General features: G+C 44.0%; 16 protein-coding genes, 2 tRNA genes and 1 other RNA gene. 7 read left to right on the forward strand and 12 right to left on the reverse strand.

Annotated features, from left to right (window positions below):
- The first annotated feature begins 21 nt into the window (after nucleotides 1-21).
- Both A7981_RS06520 and A7981_RS06525 read left to right on the forward strand, forming a co-directional pair.
- Nucleotides 22-1032, forward strand: a complete 1011-nt coding sequence (locus tag A7981_RS06520; protein ID WP_067265702.1) for a trypsin-like peptidase domain-containing protein — start codon at nucleotides 22-24, stop codon at nucleotides 1030-1032.
- A gap of 145 nt (nucleotides 1033-1177) precedes the next feature.
- On the forward strand, nucleotides 1178-2389 hold the full coding sequence (locus A7981_RS06525) for a pyridoxal phosphate-dependent aminotransferase (RefSeq protein ID WP_067265704.1): 1212 nt from the start codon (nucleotides 1178-1180) through the stop codon (nucleotides 2387-2389).
- A 247-nt stretch (nucleotides 2390-2636) separates the two neighbouring features.
- On the opposite strand, the gene A7981_RS06530 is transcribed toward A7981_RS06525, so the two are convergent.
- From A7981_RS06530 to A7981_RS06540, 3 genes are read right to left on the reverse strand one after another with little or no spacing between them, the layout of a single operon-like run.
- Nucleotides 2637-3110: a DUF4348 domain-containing protein gene (locus A7981_RS06530; RefSeq protein WP_131800943.1), complete on the reverse strand. Its 474-nt coding sequence runs from the start codon at nucleotides 3108-3110 to the stop codon at nucleotides 2637-2639.
- Nucleotides 3082-3636 (reverse strand): hypothetical protein, encoded by a 555-nt coding sequence (locus A7981_RS06535; protein ID WP_067265717.1) that lies wholly within the window; start codon nucleotides 3634-3636, stop codon nucleotides 3082-3084. Before A7981_RS06535 ends, A7981_RS06530 begins: the two co-directional genes overlap by 29 nt.
- A 51-nt stretch (nucleotides 3637-3687) precedes the next feature.
- Nucleotides 3688-4257 (reverse strand): hypothetical protein, encoded by a 570-nt coding sequence (locus A7981_RS06540; RefSeq protein ID WP_067265720.1) that lies wholly within the window; start codon nucleotides 4255-4257, stop codon nucleotides 3688-3690.
- A gap of 473 nt (nucleotides 4258-4730) precedes the next feature.
- On the opposite strand from A7981_RS06540, the gene A7981_RS06545 reads away from it, so the two are divergent.
- Both A7981_RS06545 and A7981_RS06555 read left to right on the forward strand, forming a co-directional pair.
- The gene (locus A7981_RS06545) at nucleotides 4731-6812 is read left to right on the forward strand and encodes an AAA family ATPase (protein WP_067265729.1); all 2082 of its coding nucleotides are present in this window, start codon (nucleotides 4731-4733) and stop codon (nucleotides 6810-6812) included.
- A gap of 537 nt (nucleotides 6813-7349) precedes the next feature.
- A complete protein-coding gene (locus A7981_RS06555; RefSeq protein WP_067265736.1) occupies nucleotides 7350-7658 on the forward strand; it encodes a hypothetical protein in 309 nt (102 codons plus the stop codon).
- Between the two features lie 50 nt (nucleotides 7659-7708).
- On the opposite strand, the gene A7981_RS06560 is transcribed toward A7981_RS06555, so the two are convergent.
- The gene (locus A7981_RS06560) at nucleotides 7709-8167 is read right to left on the reverse strand and encodes a hypothetical protein (protein WP_067265739.1); all 459 of its coding nucleotides are present in this window, start codon (nucleotides 8165-8167) and stop codon (nucleotides 7709-7711) included.
- 20 nt (nucleotides 8168-8187) lie between these two features.
- On the opposite strand from A7981_RS06560, the gene A7981_RS06565 reads away from it, so the two are divergent.
- A complete protein-coding gene (locus tag A7981_RS06565) occupies nucleotides 8188-9186 on the forward strand; it encodes a tyrosine-type recombinase/integrase (RefSeq protein ID WP_067265743.1) in 999 nt (332 codons plus the stop codon).
- 114 nt (nucleotides 9187-9300) lie between these two features.
- Here A7981_RS06565 and A7981_RS06570 read toward each other — a convergent pair.
- The 8 genes from A7981_RS06570 to A7981_RS06605 form a co-directional block, all read right to left on the reverse strand.
- Nucleotides 9301-9376: transfer RNA gene (locus A7981_RS06570), tRNA-Asn, on the reverse strand.
- Nucleotides 9377-9458: 82 nt separating this feature from the next.
- Nucleotides 9459-10880 carry a PLP-dependent aminotransferase family protein gene (locus A7981_RS06575; protein ID WP_067265762.1) on the reverse strand — a complete coding sequence of 474 codons (1422 nt, stop codon included), beginning with the start codon at nucleotides 10878-10880 and terminating at the stop codon, nucleotides 9459-9461.
- Between the two features lie 125 nt (nucleotides 10881-11005).
- The gene (locus A7981_RS06580; RefSeq protein WP_067265765.1) at nucleotides 11006-11287 is read right to left on the reverse strand and encodes a hypothetical protein; all 282 of its coding nucleotides are present in this window, start codon (nucleotides 11285-11287) and stop codon (nucleotides 11006-11008) included.
- Complete coding sequence (locus tag A7981_RS06585) at nucleotides 11271-13610, reverse strand: FdhF/YdeP family oxidoreductase (protein ID WP_067265768.1); 2340 nt, start codon at nucleotides 13608-13610, stop codon at nucleotides 11271-11273. The genes A7981_RS06580 and A7981_RS06585 overlap by 17 nt, the downstream gene beginning before the upstream one ends.
- 188 nt (nucleotides 13611-13798) lie before the next feature.
- Nucleotides 13799-14803, reverse strand: coding sequence for a serine/threonine protein kinase (locus A7981_RS06590; protein WP_067265772.1), 1005 nt, complete (start codon nucleotides 14801-14803; stop codon nucleotides 13799-13801).
- Nucleotides 14804-14866: 63 nt separating this feature from the next.
- Entirely contained in the window at nucleotides 14867-15397 is a 531-nt protein-coding gene (locus A7981_RS06595) for a glutathione peroxidase (RefSeq protein WP_067265775.1), read from the reverse strand.
- A gap of 197 nt (nucleotides 15398-15594) precedes the next feature.
- Nucleotides 15595-15684: transfer RNA gene (locus tag A7981_RS06600), tRNA-Ser, on the reverse strand.
- 61 nt (nucleotides 15685-15745) lie between these two features.
- Entirely contained in the window at nucleotides 15746-16987 is a 1242-nt protein-coding gene (locus tag A7981_RS06605; RefSeq protein ID WP_088178030.1) for an adenylate/guanylate cyclase domain-containing protein, read from the reverse strand.
- 142 nt (nucleotides 16988-17129) lie between these two features.
- Here A7981_RS06605 and ffs point away from each other — a divergent pair.
- Nucleotides 17130-17227: signal recognition particle sRNA small type (ffs, locus tag A7981_RS06610), an RNA gene on the forward strand.
- A gap of 127 nt (nucleotides 17228-17354) precedes the next feature.
- A complete protein-coding gene (gene dnaX, locus A7981_RS06615; protein ID WP_067265777.1) occupies nucleotides 17355-19037 on the forward strand; it encodes a DNA polymerase III subunit gamma/tau in 1683 nt (560 codons plus the stop codon).

Consider the following 19037-nt stretch of genomic DNA (forward strand, 5'->3'; position numbering starts at 1 on the left):
GACAGCAGGGAGCGTTAAAAGATGCGCAAGCTTATATTGTTGTTAGCCATGCTCACCTACATCCCAGCCTCTTATGCGTTTGACCGAGCAAAGCTGTTTGATTCCTTTTTCTCTATCGTCTTAGTACGTGGCTATAACCACGATGGCAGTTTGGCCTATGGTTCTGGCGTCATCATCGCGCCCAACAAAGTACTAACCAACTGCCATGTGCTTCGCCAAACCAAAGAGCCTTGGGTCTCACGTGGTGAAGATAGCTATACCATCACCGCCATTCAAGCCGATAGCTGGCACGACATCTGTCTGCTGACGATGGAAAATCTACCATTCAAGGCGGTCACGTTAGGCAACAGCAATACGCTTAAAAAAGGCCAAGAAACGATCTCTGTCGGCCACTCCAGTGGCAACCCATCACCTGTGACCTCTGTCGGCATCATCAAATCGATTTACCCGCTTGATCACGGCAGCGTCATCCGCAGCACGGCCCGTTTTGCGCTTGGCGCGAGCGGTAGCGGACTGTTTGATGGTGAAGGGCGACTCATCGGCATCAATACATTCAAAACCATAGGCCGCAATGCATACTTCTACGCAGTCCCCGTTGAGTGGATATCCTATATTGAGAAACTGCCCGCTGAGCCACCGCATTCGCTAGAAGGCCCAGCATTTTGGGAAGCCAATGATGCTGATAAACCATTTTTTCTACAAGTAGCAGCTCCAGAGTTGCAAGAAGACTGGATCAAGCTCCAAGAAGTAGCTAATAACTGGGTGAAGGCCGAGCCTGACAACTCAGAGGCTTGGTATGAGCTAGGGCTTGCCAATGAAAAGCTGGATAAATTAGTAGAGGCAGAAACCGCTTATCGAAAATCAGTGGCTGTGAATGCCCTGAACACGGATTCACTATTCAGATTAGGGATGCTAGCAGCCAAAAAAGGTGATACAAAAGAAATGCATACCATTCAATTAGCGCTCTTAGAGATAGATCAAGATATCGCCGCTGAATTCAGCCATGAGGCTGGGTGCGCTGAACAATGTTAGAAATGTTAAAGTTTAAAATAGCATGCAGCTTTAAAAGAATTCGCCATTAAGCCTATTAAAAAGCTAGCTTTTGGTTTCGGTGATTGGATTTTATGAGTAAAATTAGGGTTTTATCTTTACCCTCACAACTCAAGGATTTTCGATCTTGGAATCATCAGCTACACAGCTATCACAGCGCGTTCAATCAATAAAAGAATCACCTACTTTGGCAGTGACCGCACGTGCGGCAAAGCTAAAATCAGAAGGTCGGGACATTATCGGCCTTGGCGCTGGTGAACCAGATTTTGATACTCCCCAACATATTAAAGACGCCGCAAAGAAAGCCATTGATAGCGGCTTTACTAAATACACGCCTGTAGGCGGTATTCCCGGCCTTAAAAAAGCCATTGTCGCCAAGTTCAAAAATGAAAACGGCTTTGACTATACTGAAAAAGAAGTCATCGTCGGTGTCGGCGGCAAGCAATGTATATTCAATCTGGCATTGGCGGTGTTAAACCCGGGCGATGAAGTCATCATCCCTGCCCCTTACTGGGTGTCTTATGCGGATATCGCATTAGTGGCAGGTGCTAAGCCCATCATCATTCAATGTGGTATCGAGCAGGATTTCAAGCTAACCCCTGCTCAGCTTGAAGCAGCTATCACCCCAAAAACCAAGATCTTTATGATCAACTCGCCATCCAACCCAACAGGTTCGGTTTATTCGTTGGACGAGCTAAAAGCATTGGGTGAGGTTCTTAAGCGCCATGCATATGTGTTGGTTGCCACGGATGATATGTATGAGCACGTGAACCTCACAGGTGACAAGTTCTACAATATCCTCAATGCTGCTCCAGAATTAAAAGAGCGATGCATCGTACTCAATGGCGTATCTAAAGCCTACTCAATGACAGGCTGGCGTATCGGCTATGCTGCCGGCCCTGCCAAGATCATCAAAGCAATGGAGATCCTTCAATCGCAATCTACATCCAACCCTACGTCTATCTCTCAAGTTGCAGCACAAGCAGCACTTGAAGGGCCTCAGGAGTGCATTACGCCCATGGTCGAGGCTTTTATTGAACGTCATGAATATGTAGTAAATCGCTTTAATGCTATGCCGGGCGTGAAGTGCATCAAGGCAGGCGGCGCGTTCTACGCATTCCCCGATGCCCGCATTGCTATCAGCAACCTGCATAAAGCAGGCAAGATCAATGAGCCAACAGATATGGCGCTTTCTGAATACCTGCTTGAAAAAGTCGGCGTTGCGGTTGTGCCCGGTTCCGCTTTTGGCGCCGAAGGTTATTTCCGCATCTCATTTGCAACATCGATGGAAAATCTAGTCAATGCGTTAGATAGAATTAATAGTGCGCTGAGCGTTTGATATAGAGGTTTTGTTGAAAAGTAAAAAAGGCCTGCATTGCTGCAGGCCTTCTTGTATCTGGCTCCTCGACCTGGGCTCGAACCAGGGACACACGGATTAACAGTCTCAATCCATAGCTTTCTTTAGATTTCATTTATATATAAGTTTTATATAAATCATATGGTTATAGTTTTTATTATTTCATTAAGTCACTATAAGTAACTTTAGCGTTGACACTTGGTTGACACTTTTCTCATCGACTGAAAAGTTACAAAGAATCGTCTTCAATTTCGTGCAAATACCAACAGTGTTTTTTCATTAAAAAACGATACATCACAGACCAGTCGGTATCAGGCTTAAAGACATGGACTTCAGTCGTGCGGGTTTTGATATTTGTTTCTGCTACCAGTCCATTATCATTCATATAGTTCCCAAGAGATGGGTATTTGCTATCTTCAGCTTTGGAAGTTAATTTAAGTTTGAAAGAAGAAGAATAGTCATCTTCAAGCTTATCGTTTAAACCAAACTCCAATAGAAGCACTCTCAAAGGATAAATCGTTCGACTAACAGCAAATTTCTTTTCGCTTGAAAAACGATTAAAGAAGTCTGCAAATACTTCTTGATGACTAGCGGAGCACTCGGCCGCATAGATCAAGGGGGATTGAGTGAACAGCCCAATAGTGAATAATGCTGTCGTTGTTAATCTAAGAAAGTCACCAATCATAACTATCGATTCGGACATTGTTCTCTAATTTACGGACGACTCGAATCTTTGAGTTCTTAACATCAATATGCCAGTCAGTATTAGGTGGAACGATGGTTAATTGTTTTAGATTAGATCCATTTTTGTCTGCTATAAATAATGTGGTGGTTTTTGTCTCTTGGTTACGAACACCTACTAGTAATTTATTCTTAAGCTCTGTTCTTTTGATATCAGAGTTATTAAATGCTAAGAATGTAGCAGTGCCATCAAAGGTAACTTGCTTATCTTTAATCTCTGACTCGAAAAGTAATGGGGATATACCTCCTTTTTGAGGATTCTTGAACAAAAGCCTAGAAGTGGAAGTCACAGGGTCAAATATGTTTATATTAGTGACCACATTGCTTGATGAGCTTAAAAAGCCACCACCTTCAGATAAGTCCTGGACTGCTCTGTAATATAGGCCGGATGCTTTGTCATAAACATTGATAGATACATATGAGTTGTCATACTCACCAGCAGATACCGAAGAACTAATTACTACAAGCAACAGTAATAGATATTTCATGCAAAGCTCCCCTTGTAATGCAGATTAATTAATTAGCAAATATAAATCTTATTAATCGGATACTATCACTCCAGCTCTTAAAAGTGCTTGCTTCTGATCACGTTCTTTTTTAGTCAGAAATCCTTTCTTTTCTTTATCGATAAGCATCTTTAGAACATCGGAAGTCTCATGTTTAGCGAATAGTATCGATTGTTCTATCTTTCCGGCCAACGTTCCTTTCTTCTTTTGCCTTTCGTATTCACGCCTCTCTTTACGAGTCATCAGGTTGGTATGTAGCTCTTCATCGTCTGAATGTGTAACCAATGATGGTGGTCTATTTCTAATCAGGTCCTTTAGCATTGGCGAAGCTAGAGGACCGTTACTTTTTACCATCTCAGCCTGATCTACCAATCCATGTTCTTTTAACAATGCCTGTTGAGCCTCTTGAGCTAAATCACCTTCCATGAACATCCGTTCATAGTATGTATCCTGAGCTCTGGTCTTGTGATGATGACGAACGATATCATTTAGAGTCTTACGAATAGTAGATGACAAAGTACTGTCCAGATACGCACAAGCCTCCTCTGCTTCCCTTTTCAATTTTGGTGAGATACGGATGGTTAAATTGACTGTCTTTTCCATGATTTTTCCCAAATGTGCAATGCACATACACTGACACTGGCAGTGCACATACATGAATTACGCTTGAACCCGCATGGCTACTGGTTTTCCCCGTTCCATACGTCCTATTTATCTTTCCCCCCGTATTACTAGTGGGGGAGATGACTGTTTTTGCATAGTGCCGCGCACATACAATGAGTTCAATAGGGTAAAAACCAATGACGTCTAATGGGATGCAAAGGGGGATTTGTTTTTCTTATGGATGGGTATTTATTGATTTAGGCGCAAAGCGGCGGTGCGTCCTCGGACCCTGCGGGCGCTCCGGCGCTTCGCGCCCTCTGGTTATATTTCGCCCGCTGATCTATTCTTCCGTCACCTGTTTCCAGTTACCCACAGTATTTGCCTTAGAGGGGCAATACTATGGATAACTGGGGTGACTTTGTATCTGTTAGTATCCATAAAGCTCTGAATAAAAAATAAAAAAGGGGAATGAGATGAATTTGATTATTAAAAACTGCAACAGTATTGATGAAGCAAATATTCAAATAGAGCCAGAAAGGCTCAACATAAAATATGGGATAAATGGGACTGGTAAAAGCACTATAGCTAAAGCTATAGATCTGAACACTCAAGGAAAAGAAAAGCTAATAAGCCTGACACCATTTAAGCATTCAGGAAAACAAGATACAAATCTTTTGCCTTCCATAGAAGGTGCAGATTCGATAACAAAAGTTTCGATATTTAATGAAGACTATATTAATCAAATAGTTTTCAGGCCAGATGAAGTGATAACAAATAGTTTCGATATATTTATCAAAAATGAGACTTATAAACAAAAAACAGAAGAGATTGAAAAGCTAATTTCCAGCATCAAAGATACATTTAAAGGAAATACTGAACTAGAGCAAGTGATCAAAGATTTAAATGACATGAGTGACAGTTTCGGGGCTTCAAAAACTGGGTATTCGGCTGCTGGAAGTATAGCTAAAGGTTTTGGTAAACAGGGCAACAAGATTGAGAATATTCCTGCAGGACTCCAAGGGTACTCAGAATTTCTTAAAAGCCCGCAGAATGTTAAATGGATAAAGTGGCAGATAGACGGGAATGAATTTATAGAGATTTCAGAAAATTGCCCATATTGCACTACAACCACTGAAGGTAAAAAAGATAATATTAAGCTAGTTGCAAAAGAGTACGACCATAAGTCAATTGAACATTTAAATAAAGTCTTATCAATTGTTGAAAGATTAAGTAAGTACTTTAGTGAAAATACATATCATCGTTTGCAAGAAATAACAAAAAATAAAACAGAACTCGCAGAAGAAGAAAAAAATTACCTAATAGAGATTAAGAATCAGATTGATGTATTAAGAGGCAAGCTCAACGAATTAAGAGGTATAACTTTTTTTACCTTTAGAGAGGATGAGAAGGTAATAGACAAGGTTAATTTTCTTAAGATAAATATTGGGCTTTTATCTCATCTTGAATCTGAGGAAACGAAGAAAATTGTCGATTCTATTAACGATTCTTTAGAAACTGTTTCAAAATTGGCCGGAGAATTACAAGGTCAAGTTAACCAGCAAAAAATTGGTATTCAGAAAACTATTCTTGAATATAAGACTGAAATAAACAATTTTTTGAGGTTTGCCGGTTATAAATACAACGTTGACATCGAAAATGATTCCAACGAATACAAAATGAAATTAAAACATGAAGATTTCAATGAAAACGTAACCAGCGGTACACAACACCTAAGTTTTGGAGAGAAAAATGCTTTTGCACTCGTCTTATTCATGTATCAGAGCCTCTCAGCTAACCCTGACCTAATTATTCTTGATGATCCAATCTCCTCATTCGACCGAAATAAGAAGTTTGCGATTATTGAAAAGCTTTTTAGAGGTAAGAAAAGTTTTAGAGGTAAAACCGTATTAATGATGACTCATGATTTAGAGCCAATTATTGATTTAGTTAAAAATCTGCCTCATGAATTTCAACCAGTCCCAGTCGCTAGTTTTCTAGAGGCTAAAAAAGGAATCGTGAAAGAAATTAAAGTAACAAAGGATGATGTGATTACTTTTGGACAGGTTTGTCATGAAAATATTGGTTCTGAATGTGACGACGTCATCAAACTTATATATTTAAGAAGATTTCATGAAATAGTAAACGACAAAGGCAATATCTATCAATTAATTGCAAACCTTCTACATAAACGCGAGAAACCATTTAAAAGAGTAGATTTAATTGAAGTAGAAATGACCTCTGCTGAAATAGATGAGGTTGCCTCTCGCATTAAAATAAAGATTCCAACTTTTGATTATCAAGTAATTCTTAACAAGCTTAATGATGCAGCACAAATGCGCACACTATATGACAGCGCGCCTAATAATTACGAAAAATTACAGTTATTTAGAATAATAAATGGGCAGCATGAAAATGATGTAATTGCCAAGTACATTAATGAAACATTTCATATCGAGAATGAATACGTTATGCAACTTAACCCCAATAAATATGAAGGCGTCCCAGAATTTATTATTGATGAGTGTAGCAAGTCGTTACAGGCCATTGAGGCTTAACTCATAAACTACGCTTCCAGCCAAGGTAACTCTTCACCTAAGGGACCATAAATATAATCTCTATGTATATAGAATTGTCCGCTTTTTTTCGGACCATAAATATAATCTTTATGGATGTAATAAAGGCCACTATTTTGGGGGCCGTAAATATAATCCTTATGGATGTAAAATTGGCCCGACATTTTAGGTCCATATATGTATCTATTACTAATATAGTATTGCCCTGAGCTCATACTTCTCTCCAAATCCACCCGACTATCAATAGCCTAAGCTAATAACATAGAAATGGATAGTGGCTATCTTTCTTGACATCAAGCATCAGACAGGAATATTCTGAAGGCCTCTCGAAGTACAAAGCGGTCTGTCGCCCCGTCAGCTCGCGGCATTTTTTACGTCCATTGATTTTATGGCGGGGTTGAGACTGGGTATAAAACACCGAAAGGAAAGCCCAGACGCGGTTTCTTTGTAACCCGAGAGTGCGCCCGCCACCCCGTATTGTTTTTCGGGTGGTCTCTCTCAAATGCAAAGGAGGCCATCATGGCTAGTCATAAATCAAACAATCCTCTTAATGAGGACTTCTGGGTGGATGCTGAATATAGTGGAAGCCAACCACATCAATTTCGCGCCGCAGATGCTTTAACAGCCGCTTATGGGGCTAATGGCGTGTGTCATCTCATCGAACGAAGTCTGAGCGAGAGGAATCTCTCTGAGTACACTGATCATGAGTATGCAGGATTAAAGAACACGCTCCTGGAGGATATGCTTTGTGCGCAGAGGATATTGCTGAAAGTCATCAGTAATAATCTGGAGATAGTCTGCGAGCATAGTAAGCCGAAGACCGAGTAATCCTCATTTCTGAAACAAAAAGGGCTAGATTCTTATCTGGCCCTTTTTATTTAGATATCACCGGTATTCAGCGGTGGTTTAACGGACTTCAAGCAAGTGGCTGTAGTCTCTGATATCTCCATCGGGCCATACCAATCGACATCGCCTTTCAGCCCTCCCCTTTTTTGTAGATACCATTTCGATGCTTGCAGGTCAAAGAAGTACGCTATCTGATAATTGGCGTAATTCGTGGAATAGCGAATGTCGGATTTCGGTAGATCTAGAACAGAACCATCTGGCCTGAACCAGTATGTGCCGGAAGAATATTTTATCTTTGGAAGTGAATCGGGTTGATAGGCTTGCTGTTGTATCGGTTGAACACAGTTAGATAATTGCTCTTCTGCTTGTCCAGCAGTCGAATAAAGGAATAATAGAGATGCTAGGCATCCAATCCATCTACGTTGCATCACCCGTGATTCCCCTTCATGCGTTCCAGAATATCTTTCAAGTACTTTGACAGTCTTCGGCATGTTTGGCAATAATCCGCTTTATGGCTATCACTAAAACAGATAAAGGCTGGCATGTAGACGAGCAACCTGCGGGCCGAGGTGGGAAGCGTTATCGAAAGACGTTTTCGACCAAGGCTGAGGCGTTAGCTTTTCAGGCTTGGTTGAAGACGAAGGTGAACCAGTCCCCTGAATGGGCACCTGCGAAGCGTGATATGCGCAGGCTGATAGATCTAATCGAGATATGGCATCAGCATCATGGGGCGACTTTAAGAGCCGGCAAGGATACATACAGTCGTCTTAAGACGTTGTGTGAGGTGCTTGGAAACCCTTTTCTTGACCATTTCAAGGCCAGTACCTTTGCGGAGTACAGAAAATCACGTATAGAGGCGGGAATCGCGCCTAATACGCTAAATCGTGAGCATGCTTATCTGCGTAGTGTGTTCAATGAGGCCAAGCGTCTTGGTTATTGGACTTTGGAGAATCCATTATCGAATGTTAGGCAAATAAAGGTAGCGGAGCGTGAGCTTTCCTATCTGTCGAAAGAAGAGATAAGGGAGATTCTCCATAGTCTGGAGATATCCAAGAGTGATGATGCTCTGCTGGTGGCCAAGATTTGCCTTTCAACCGGTTCAAGATGGAGTGAGGCTCAAGGTCTTAGATGCAGTCAGGTAAGAGACGGTCAGATTCATTTCAGTAATACCAAATCCGGTAAGAATCGTTCGGTGCCGATATCAGATGATCTGAGTGAAGAGTTGCAGGCCCAGTCATTGCGTAAGGGTGGTTCAGGCCAATTGTTCAACTATTGCTATGGTGCATTCAGGAAGGCGATAAATAGAACTGATATCTCACTTCCTGCGGGACAGATGACGCATGTATTGAGGCATACATTCGCGAGTCATTTCATGATGAATAACGGGAATATCTTGGTGTTGCAGAGATTGCTTGGACATAGTTCTTTGACGATGACGATGCGTTATGCGCATTTGTCTCCTGATCATTTGCAGGAGGCAAAAACGAAGAATCCATTGGCTACACTTTGATGGATGCCAATAGATATCTATACGTTGCTTTAGTGGGGATTTGTTCGGTTGACACTTGGTCGACAATGTCGACTAAATGAAAAAGGCCCACATCGCTGTAGGCCTTATTGTATCTGGCTCCTCGACCTGGGCTCGAACCAGGGACACACGGATTAACAGTCCGTTGCTCTACCGACTGAGCTATCGAGGAATCGGTGAAGGCGTGATAATAAAGGCTTAGGGCTGTTTGGTCAATTGAAAAATGACTTCAGGCAATAGAAATGCATCACTTTTTAAGTGGAATGATTAGCCAACATTTTTCTTGCCAACGAGCCGACAGTTCTCACAGCTTGCTCAATGGAGGGCGTCCATTGATGGCTGAAATTAAGGCGAATATAGTTGGTTAACTCTTTTTTGCGGGTGAACAATGGGCCGGGGGCGATGGATATGCCTTTTTCGAGACATTGTTGATATAGATTCAGCGAATCGATCTCTTCAGGTAATTCCAACCAGACGACATAGCCACCTGTTGGAATGGATATCTTCGTGCCTTTAGGAAAGCTATCTTCTATAGCTGTGCGCATCAATACGCAGTTTGATTTAAGCGTATGCCGCAGACTTTTTAAATGCTGCTCGAAACTATCCCGCTTCATAAATTTTGCGATCGCGATCTGCGGTGCAGATGGAATTGAAAGGCTATTTAAAAACATCAGCCGTTCAACATCCTTGCCGTATCGACCTGCTGTAGTCCAACCGACACGATAGCCCGGCGCGAGCGATTTGGAGAATGATGAGCAATGCAGTACCAAGCCTTGCTCATCATAAGCTTTGAGCGGCTTGGGTGTAACATCACCAAAGCAAAGCTCCTGATACACATCGTCTTCAATCAATGGGATTTGATGTTGGGCCAACAATGCAACAAGCGCCTTCTTTTTATCATCCGGCATCAACGCGCTGGTAGGATTCTGAAAATTGGCTGTTAGCAACACTGCCGCGACTTTCACGTTCTGAATCAAAGCAGAAAGTGCATCCAATTCGATACCTTCAGTGGGATGCGTACGCACTTCTGCTACACGCATGCCCATGCGCTCAACCGCTTGGGCTAACGCGTAGTATCCGGGTGCTTCAAGTGCGATGGTATCGCCCGGTTTTGCAACAGCCTGTAGGCAAAGATTGATGGCTTCGGTTGCGCCGTGTGTGATCACGATATCGTTAGGCGAGATATCCAGACCATTTTCAAGATAGCGCTTTGCGATCTGTTGACGCAGACTCTCATTGCCCGGGGGCAAATCATTTAATACGCCCCACCCCGCCTCATCTGCATTGAGCGCCTTTTCATAGTTATGTATCTTTTTGATTGGGAAAAGATGCGCATCAGGAAAAGGCGAGCCTAGCGGCACTGTGCCAAACTCGCGAATCGAACGTAAAGTTGAGAGCACAAGCTCTGCTTGGGTTAATTCCGCCTCAGGTTTTGGCTGGATATCTTTGCGCTTGCTATGCGTGGGTTTGGGTGCGGAGACGTAATAGCCAGATTGTGGATGGCTATTGATGATGCCATCACTCTCAAGCATCTCATAGGCTTTGATGATGGTACTGATACTGACAGCGTATTTTTGGCTGGCCTGTCGCAGAGAGAATATCTTCTCGCCTGGTCGCAACACGCCTTCATCAATCATTGCGCGTATGCGCGTTGCTACATTGACATAAAGCTTCATGGATTATTCAAATAGATTAGTAACGACTATTGCTACTTAATATACCCGATTGGCTTTAATGCATGGGATTTTTTACCCATAACATCGCAAGCGCTCTACAGGCGATGCGACTTTTTGCGAAAAATCTAAGCGGCTAAAGAGTCGTAGAGCGCAACACCCTGTGAAGTTAATTGCGTAGTCCAGCGCCCGTTATCATCACAATGCACTGTCACTAGCTCATGGCTTTCAAGCCCTGTGAGATAGCGCTGTAATGTACTCATGCGCAGATTCAGGCGTTTGCAAAGCGCTGCCATAGGAATGATATACCGACCATTGGCATGCTCGATATACATCTCCTGCAACAGCAAAGCGATGACCTCCTCTGCTGATGTGGCGTTGCTTTGCTGAGCGTTAGGCAGCTGCTGCATAGTGCTTTTCAATCAAGACAGGTACCGATTTTGAGGTGGGCGTATGCGATATATCAGCAACGCTATCCAGTGGGACAAGATTATTGGTTTCTGGGTAATACCCGCCCAAGCAGCCACGAGGGATATCGTACTCAACCAACATGAACCGTTCGGCGCGTCGAGTGATACCATCATTCCAGATACTTACAAGGTCGACTAGATCGCCAGCCTTAAGGTTCTTTTGGGCAAGATCTTCTTTATTGATAAACACGACACGACGCTCACCGAATACGCCACGATAGCGATCGTCCATCCCATAGATGGTCGTATTGTATTGGTCATGGGTACGCGTGGTCATCAACAGGAATGCATCATCACCATACTTTTGACGCGCGCGGTGGATCGGTAGATCCTGCGGGATGGCATGTACTTTGAATTCTGCCTTTCCACTTTCAGTGCGCCAGATACGTTCGCCAGATGGCACTGGTAAGCGGAACCCACCAGGATGCTTGATACGTTCGTTGTAATCATAGAAATCAGGCATCACACGTGCCATATCGTCACGAATGCGACTGTAGTCTTCCGCATACCAAAGCCAAGGTGTGATCGTGTTCTTAAGCGAGGCAGCAGCGATGCCACAAACAATCGCAGGCTCTGACATGATCGTAGGTGCAGCAGGTTTATTCATGCCGTAAGAGACATGTACCATGCTCATGGAGTCTTCAACGGTGACACCTTGCGGGCCGGACAACTGCATATCAACTTCGGTTCTGCCCAAGCAAGGGAGTATCAAGGCATCTTTACCGTGCACAAGGTGGCTGCGGTTTAGTTTTGTGGTGATCTGCACCGTAAGGTCACAGTTACGCAAGCCCTTCCATGTTTGATCTGTATCAGGCGTTGCAATAGAGAAGTTACCGCCTAAACAGATAAATACCTTCACTTCATTATTCAACATGGCACGGATCGCAGAGACGACATCATGGCCATCTTCACGTGGTGGCTCAAATTTGTAGACTTCACCAAGACTATCGAGAAACTTCTGCGCAGGTTTCTCATAGATACCCACGGTGCGGTTCCCCTGCACGTTGCTATGGCCGCGCATTGGGCATAGGCCTGCACCTGCTTTGCCGATATTGCCACGCAATAGCATGAGATTGGTAATCATCTGTATGGTCGCTACGGAATGCTTATGCTGCGTAATGCCCATACCCCACGTAGAGATCACACGTTCACCTGCAACATAAATACGGGCTACCGCTTCAATATCACCAAGACTAACGCCAGACTCTTCAAGAATCACAGCCCAATCTTCACGACGGATATCACTGGCTAATGCTTCATAACCAGCTGTGTGGTTCTGAAGGAAATCAATATCGACTATGCGCTTACCACCCGTGCGAATAGCTTCATCATCCCACTCGACGATGAACTTCATCATGCCTTTGACAAAGGCTAAGTCCCCACCCAGTTTAGGCTGAATGAAAGTGCCACTGATTTTGGTGCTGCCGAATGTGGACATCTCAACCATGCTTTGTGGATCGGCGAATTTCTCCAACCCACGCTCACGCAATGGATTGATAGAGACGATTTTCACCCCTCGCTTCGCGCATTCGCGCAACTCACCCAACATGCGTGGGTGGTTAGTCGCTGGATTATGCCCAAATAACAGCAAAGTATCGGTATGTTCAAAGTCCTCAAGTGTCACACTGCCTTTACCAATACCCACCATCTCAGGCAAGCCAGCGCTGGTAGATTCATGGCACATATTGGAGCAATCAGGGAAATTGTTCGTACCAAACTCACGCCCAAACAACTGATATAAGAATGCAGCCTCATTGCTTGCACGACCAGAGGTATAAAACACAGCCTGATCAGGATTTTCCAACGCTTTCATCTGCTTACCGATAAAGCTGTAAGCTGCATCCCAATCGATTTGGATATATTTATCAGAAGCTGCGTCATACACCATCGGATGGGTTAATCGACCTTCATCTTCAAGTTTAAAGTCGCTCCACTCCATGAGCTCAGTTACAGTATGCTTGGCAAAGAACTCTGGAGTTACACGCTTGGCCGTGGCTTCTGCCGCAACTGCTTTTACACCGTTCTCACAGAACTCAAACGTAGAGGTATGTTCTTTATCGGGCCATGCACAGCCGGGGCAATCAAAGCCATCCGGTTGATTCTGCGAAAATAGCGTCAAGGCGCCCTTGATCGGTATTTTCTGATTAATCAGGTGGATTGCGACGTACTTCAGCGCACCCCAACCCGCTGCTGGCGCGTTATAGGGGCGAACAACATCTTTAAGCTCTGAATCTTTAACTTTTAAATCTTTAACTTCTGACATGAAATCTTGGTCTCAGCGATCTGCTTTAAGAGAAACAGATAATGGTTTGATATATATGAAATGCTACAGAGACTAGCGGGAGAAAAGCAGATACAGATCAGGTCTATTTTTGCAGTACAGTTCTAGAATTACTTGGTAAAACAATCAGGTATCAGGCTAAGTACAGTATAAAACTGGATCAGTTGATACTAGAAGTTCCCCTGCATGATGGGAGGCTCATCCATCAAAGCGATCTGCTCCCGCAACTCCAGAATGCGGTCTTGCCAATAACGCTGCGTATTAAACCATGTGAATGCGGCGGGAAATGCAGGATCATCCCAGCGCCGTGCTATCCAAGCGGAGTAATGGATCAGGCGTAAAGTACGCAATGCTTCGATCAAATAGACCTCACGTGGATTGAACTCGTAAAAATCTTCATAGCCCGCCAAAATATCATTGAGCTGCGCTGCCATTTCAGCGCGATCACCAGACAACATCATCCACAAATCCTGAATGGCTGGCCCCATGCGGCTATCATCAAAATCGACAAAATGCGGACCATCATCCGTCCATAGCATATTACCCATATGGCAATCGCCATGTAATCGCAAGCTGGCTACATCACCAGCACGATCAAAGCACCGTTGCACACTCTCTAACGCGTGTTTGACCACCCCTTCATAGACATCAACAAGCTCAACAGGAATAAAATTGTGATTCAACAAAAATTGGCTGGGCTCAATACCAAAACTCGCAATATCGATTGTTGGGCGAGATTTAAATACATCAGACGCGCCTATGGCATGAATTCTGCCGATAAATCGGCCTATCCACTCTAGTACCCCTTCCCTATCAAGCTCTGGGGCACGACCACCATGTTTTGGAAAAACTGCGAAACGATGCGCTTGATATGAAAACAAAGACTGATTTGCATATGCGATAGGCGCAACAACCGGGATTTCAGCGTCAGCAAGGCTATTTACAAAGTCATGCTCTTCGATAATGGCCTGATCTGTCCAGCGGGCGGGTCTATAAAACTTAACGACAAGTGAGGGCGCTTCATCCATCCAGACCTGATATACACGATTTTCATAGCTATTCAGCGCAAGTAAACGTCCATCTCCTTTTAAGCCGATGCTATCAAGTGCATCTAGAATAAAATCTGGGGTAAGGTCTTCGAATGGTGCAGTTTGGCTTGCTTTTACATCAGTCATTCAGCACGCCTAGTTATTTATTAATATTTATAAAACATCATATTATATTAATAATTTAATGTTTTACTTTATATAAGGCTTAAGTTTGTCCATCACGTCAGCCGACTCAGGGGCAATATCACTACTAAAGGCATAAACCTGTTTGCCATGAGGCAAAATCAGGTATTTGTAGAAATTCCACATCGGTGGCTCTTTGGTAATAGAGGCAAGCTGTTTATAGAATGCATTTGCGTTCGACCCGACCACTGAGCTTTTTTCGACCATAGGGAATTCTACTGCATAGGTCATCTTGCAGAACTCCCCTACTTCCTTATTGCTTCCCGGCTCTTGTTTAAAATCATTCGATGGAAAACCAATAATCAATAAGCCCTTATCTTTATGCTTTTTATACATCGCCTCCAGTTTCTCGAACTGAGGTGTGAAACCGCATTTGCTAGCCGTATTCACCACAAGAATCGGTTTGTCTTGATAATCACATAAATTGATTTTTTTGCCTTGTAGGGTGTCGAACTGATGATCATATAATTCAGAGCAAGCAGCATGCACGGTATTAACTCCCATCAACAAAAGAAATGTTACTAACAGCCGTTTCATTATGCATATCCTCAACTGATTACTTTAATTGACACCCAAGCTTAAATACATCTCAACAATAAGACATCGCATGTTTTTATTCGTTCTTATCTATCAAAGGCCTGCATAGTCTCAAATGCATCTATCATCGACGGATGTTTTATAATTACTGTATTAATTGGGGGTGAGAATACTGCTGAGACTGACTGGGGTATGCCTGGCGGAGAGGGAGGGATTCGAACCCTCGACAGGGTTACCCCTGTGCCACCTTTCCAGGGTGGTGACTTAAGCCGCTCATCCACCTCTCCGTTCGTGGAGGCGGATTATATCCCAACTATACGATCAGTCCAAACCTATCACGCTTAACAATCAACGCTTACCCTTTAGAATATAGGCCAAAACCTCACCTTTACCCTTAACGGATATAAGCCCTCTAGTTTCAAAAATATACTCGTTCTGCAATAACTGATAAGTCGCCTCAGTCACTTGAATCGTGTTAGGAATCGCAAGCTGCTCCATCCTGCTAGCCAGATTGACAGTATCCCCCCATAAATCATAGCTGAATTTAGAATGGCCGATAACGCCCGCCACGACAGGACCACTATTGATACCGATACGCATGGATAGTTTTTTGCCTGTCGCTGCAGATACCTCAGCTAATATTCCACTGATTTCTAGTGCCATATTTACAACTGCGGCAGCATGGTCAGGTCGACTGACTGGCACACCTCCTACGACCATATAAGAGTCACCAATCGTCTTGATTTTCTCAAGCGCGTATTTTTCAGTCAACTCATCGAATCGGGAAAATACCTGATTCAATAAATTCACCAGATCAGCTGGCGACATATCCGCTGACACTCCGGTGAAATCAACCAGATCCGCAAACATAATGGTCACCGCATCATGGTGCTCAGCAATGTGTGCGTCACTTATTTTCAGGCTATCTGCGACTGACTGGGGGAAGATACTTAAAAGCAGTTGCTCTGACCGTGCCTTCTCAATCGCCAGCGCATCTAACACCTTGGCTTTTTGCGATTGAAAATAGCGCATGACGATATATAAAATGACCGATAACCCCGCCATGTTGATCACGGAGAATATATCTTTCAAATGTGTCGGGATTGGCAGCGCATTACCAGCAAATAAAGGATTTAGATACCAAGAGATGCCTGCAAGCCCGATAAATAAAACAAACCATGGCGTAGATTGACGAGCACCCAAAATCATCAACGCACCTACTGGTGATAATATGGCCCAGATGGCGACACCACTGGATGCAGAGAAACCACCGATTAGCCATTGCATGAAATAAGGCATGACTAGCAACATTACGAGCTGGATGAATGTGAAGTAATCAAAACGTTTGAGTCGGTAAAATATAAGCAGGCTGGTGTATGAGAGTACGAAATATACATAAGGCACGGCTGCCATTAATGCATAGCCCTCCCCTAATCCTGATAACGCATAAATCCAGAATATACAGACTAGGCTTTCAGCCAATACCAGAATGGAGAGAATGGCTTTACTGAGCAGAGCAGCTGGCGGTTCGCTTAATTGACCTATAAAGAGACGAAGGCTCTCCACAGACTGCGTTGGTGTTATTTGCATCAAAGACTTTCGCAACTCAAGGTTCTTTATTTTTATTTATCAATGCCTAACACTGAGCAATATAGCGTAAGCCCTAATTAAACGCCACCACTGCGAAATATAGACTAACGAATAATTGGCAAGTTGGGTTAAAATACAGTCTGGCGGGCCTCCCCGCATTGCAAAGTAGCCAACTTGGTCAGGTCCGGAAGGAAGCAGCCACAACTATTGAAGCAAGTGCCGGGGGTCAGGCTCGCCTCTCAATTTTTCTGCTATAGAACCCGATATCTTTAAACTTTAGGCAGCAATAATTCAATACAAGCATGCAGACGAATCCTGTATTTTGGGCTAAAGTTAATACCTTACTCAACCAAAAGCATATCGCCTTATGAGCTATCAGGTTCTTGCCCGTAAATGGCGTCCCAAGCTATTTGAAGCACTCGTTGGCCAAGAGCATGTAGTGCGCGCACTCACCAATGCCCTTGAGCAACAGCGTCTGCATCACGCTTACCTGTTTACCGGTACCCGCGGCGTTGGTAAAACCACCTTGGCTCGCATACTGGCAAAATCGCTTAACTGTGAGACTGGCATTACAGCAAACCCTTGTGGGCAGTGTTCAGCCTGTGTAGACATAGACAGAGGCAGATTTGTTGACCTGCTTGAGGTCGATGCCGCATCGAATACCCAAGTCGATAGCATGCGCGAGCTACTTGAGAATGCGCAGTACGCGCCGACGGTTGGTCGCTTTAAGGTCTATATCATCGATGAAGTGCACATGCTTTCGCGCTCGGCATTTAATGCGATGCTGAAAACGCTAGAAGAGCCGCCTGCACACGTTAAATTTATCTTAGCGACTACAGATCCCCAAAAAGTACCTGTCACGGTTCTATCACGTTGCCTCCAATTTAATCTGAGGCAAATGTCGAGCACCGCAATTGCCGACCATTTGCAGTCAGTCCTTGGGCAAGAAAATATATCGTTTGAATCGGTCGCTTTGCAATTGGTCGCACGCGCGGCAAATGGCAGCATGCGCGATGCACTATCCTTGCTAGACCAAGCCATTGCTTATGGTGGGAATGCGGTGCACGAGCAAGAAGTACGTGCGATGCTGGGCGCAATCGACCAAAGCTATCTATTTGAGCTACTACACGCCTTGATAGCGCACGATGGAGCACGGCTGATTGCCCAAGCTCGTATTATGGAGCAGCGCAGCCTTTCATTCGATGCAGCATTAAATGATCTTGCGAACCTGCTTCAGCAAATAGCCATCACGCAGACCGTACCCGACAGTATCGCTACTGACCTTCCTGAACGGGCAGCCCTCCTGAATTTGGCAGAAAAACTGACTGCAGAAGAAGTACAGCTTTATTACCAGATAGCACTACTCGGACGTCGAGACCTTGGCTTGGCACCAGACGAATTCGCTGGCTTTACAATGAGCCTACTGCGCATGCTGGCTTTTACACCTGGCAATGCTGTTCAATCGCAAGCAGCAAAACCGATTACACCTAATCTAGCAATTGCGCCAAAGGTAGAAGGTGCTTTGCTGAAGCCTAAAGTTGCGGAACCTCAGCAGACTAGCCCTGCTATCGCAGACAAAGTAGCCTCCCCAACATTCCAAGAAGATGTCAGCGCTCCCGCCAGCACTGAAAACAATGCCATTTCAGAGCCCCCACTGGCTATAGAACCAACGAACTTCGATGGCAATTGGCGCGGTTTGGTTGATTTACTAAAGCTAGGGCTGGCTCGCGCGCTAGCTCAAAATTGTGAGTTAGTGAGTTTTGATGAAAACAACATTCACTTATCAGTCTCGCAGGAACAAAAGCATTTGCTGGATGCCAACTATAAAGATAAATTGCATGCGGCCATCCAACAATATTTCGGCAGGAAAATCCAGCTACATTTCGACATAGGTGGCACCGGCAATACCCCTGCCCAGCAAATCAGCCAAGAAAAAGCAGCATTGCAATCACATGCCGAATCAGCAATAGAGCAAGATGACTTTGTACAGGCACTGGTAAAAGACTTTGGGGCAAAAATTATCCCAACCAGCATCAAACCTATTCAATAG

The organism is Methylovorus sp. MM2, assembly GCF_001648895.1.
Taxonomy (GTDB): Bacteria; Pseudomonadota; Gammaproteobacteria; order Burkholderiales; family Methylophilaceae; genus MM1.

Coding starts and splice junctions, on each gene's coding strand:
- A7981_RS06585 (WP_067265768.1), bottom strand. CDS start 13,610: ATGTCAGAAGTTAAAGATTTAAAAGTTAAAGATTCAGAGCTTAAAGAT.
- A7981_RS06540 (WP_067265720.1), bottom strand. CDS start 4,257: ATGGAAAAGACAGTCAATTTAACCATCCGTATCTCACCAAAATTGAAA.
- A7981_RS06605 (WP_088178030.1), bottom strand. CDS start 16,987: ATGCAAATAACACCAACGCAGTCTGTGGAGAGCCTTCGTCTCTTTATA.
- A7981_RS06520 (WP_067265702.1), top strand. CDS start 22: ATGCGCAAGCTTATATTGTTGTTAGCCATGCTCACCTACATCCCAGCC.
- A7981_RS06555 (WP_067265736.1), top strand. CDS start 7,350: ATGGCTAGTCATAAATCAAACAATCCTCTTAATGAGGACTTCTGGGTG.
- A7981_RS06575 (WP_067265762.1), bottom strand. CDS start 10,880: ATGAAGCTTTATGTCAATGTAGCAACGCGCATACGCGCAATGATTGAT.
- A7981_RS06590 (WP_067265772.1), bottom strand. CDS start 14,803: ATGACTGATGTAAAAGCAAGCCAAACTGCACCATTCGAAGACCTTACC.
- A7981_RS06560 (WP_067265739.1), bottom strand. CDS start 8,167: ATGCCGAAGACTGTCAAAGTACTTGAAAGATATTCTGGAACGCATGAA.
- A7981_RS06535 (WP_067265717.1), bottom strand. CDS start 3,636: ATGAAATATCTATTACTGTTGCTTGTAGTAATTAGTTCTTCGGTATCT.
- A7981_RS06580 (WP_067265765.1), bottom strand. CDS start 11,287: ATGCAGCAGCTGCCTAACGCTCAGCAAAGCAACGCCACATCAGCAGAG.
- A7981_RS06545 (WP_067265729.1), top strand. CDS start 4,731: ATGAATTTGATTATTAAAAACTGCAACAGTATTGATGAAGCAAATATT.
- A7981_RS06530 (WP_131800943.1), bottom strand. CDS start 3,110: ATGTCCGAATCGATAGTTATGATTGGTGACTTTCTTAGATTAACAACG.
- A7981_RS06565 (WP_067265743.1), top strand. CDS start 8,188: ATGGCTATCACTAAAACAGATAAAGGCTGGCATGTAGACGAGCAACCT.
- A7981_RS06595 (WP_067265775.1), bottom strand. CDS start 15,397: ATGAAACGGCTGTTAGTAACATTTCTTTTGTTGATGGGAGTTAATACC.
- dnaX (WP_067265777.1), top strand. CDS start 17,355: ATGAGCTATCAGGTTCTTGCCCGTAAATGGCGTCCCAAGCTATTTGAA.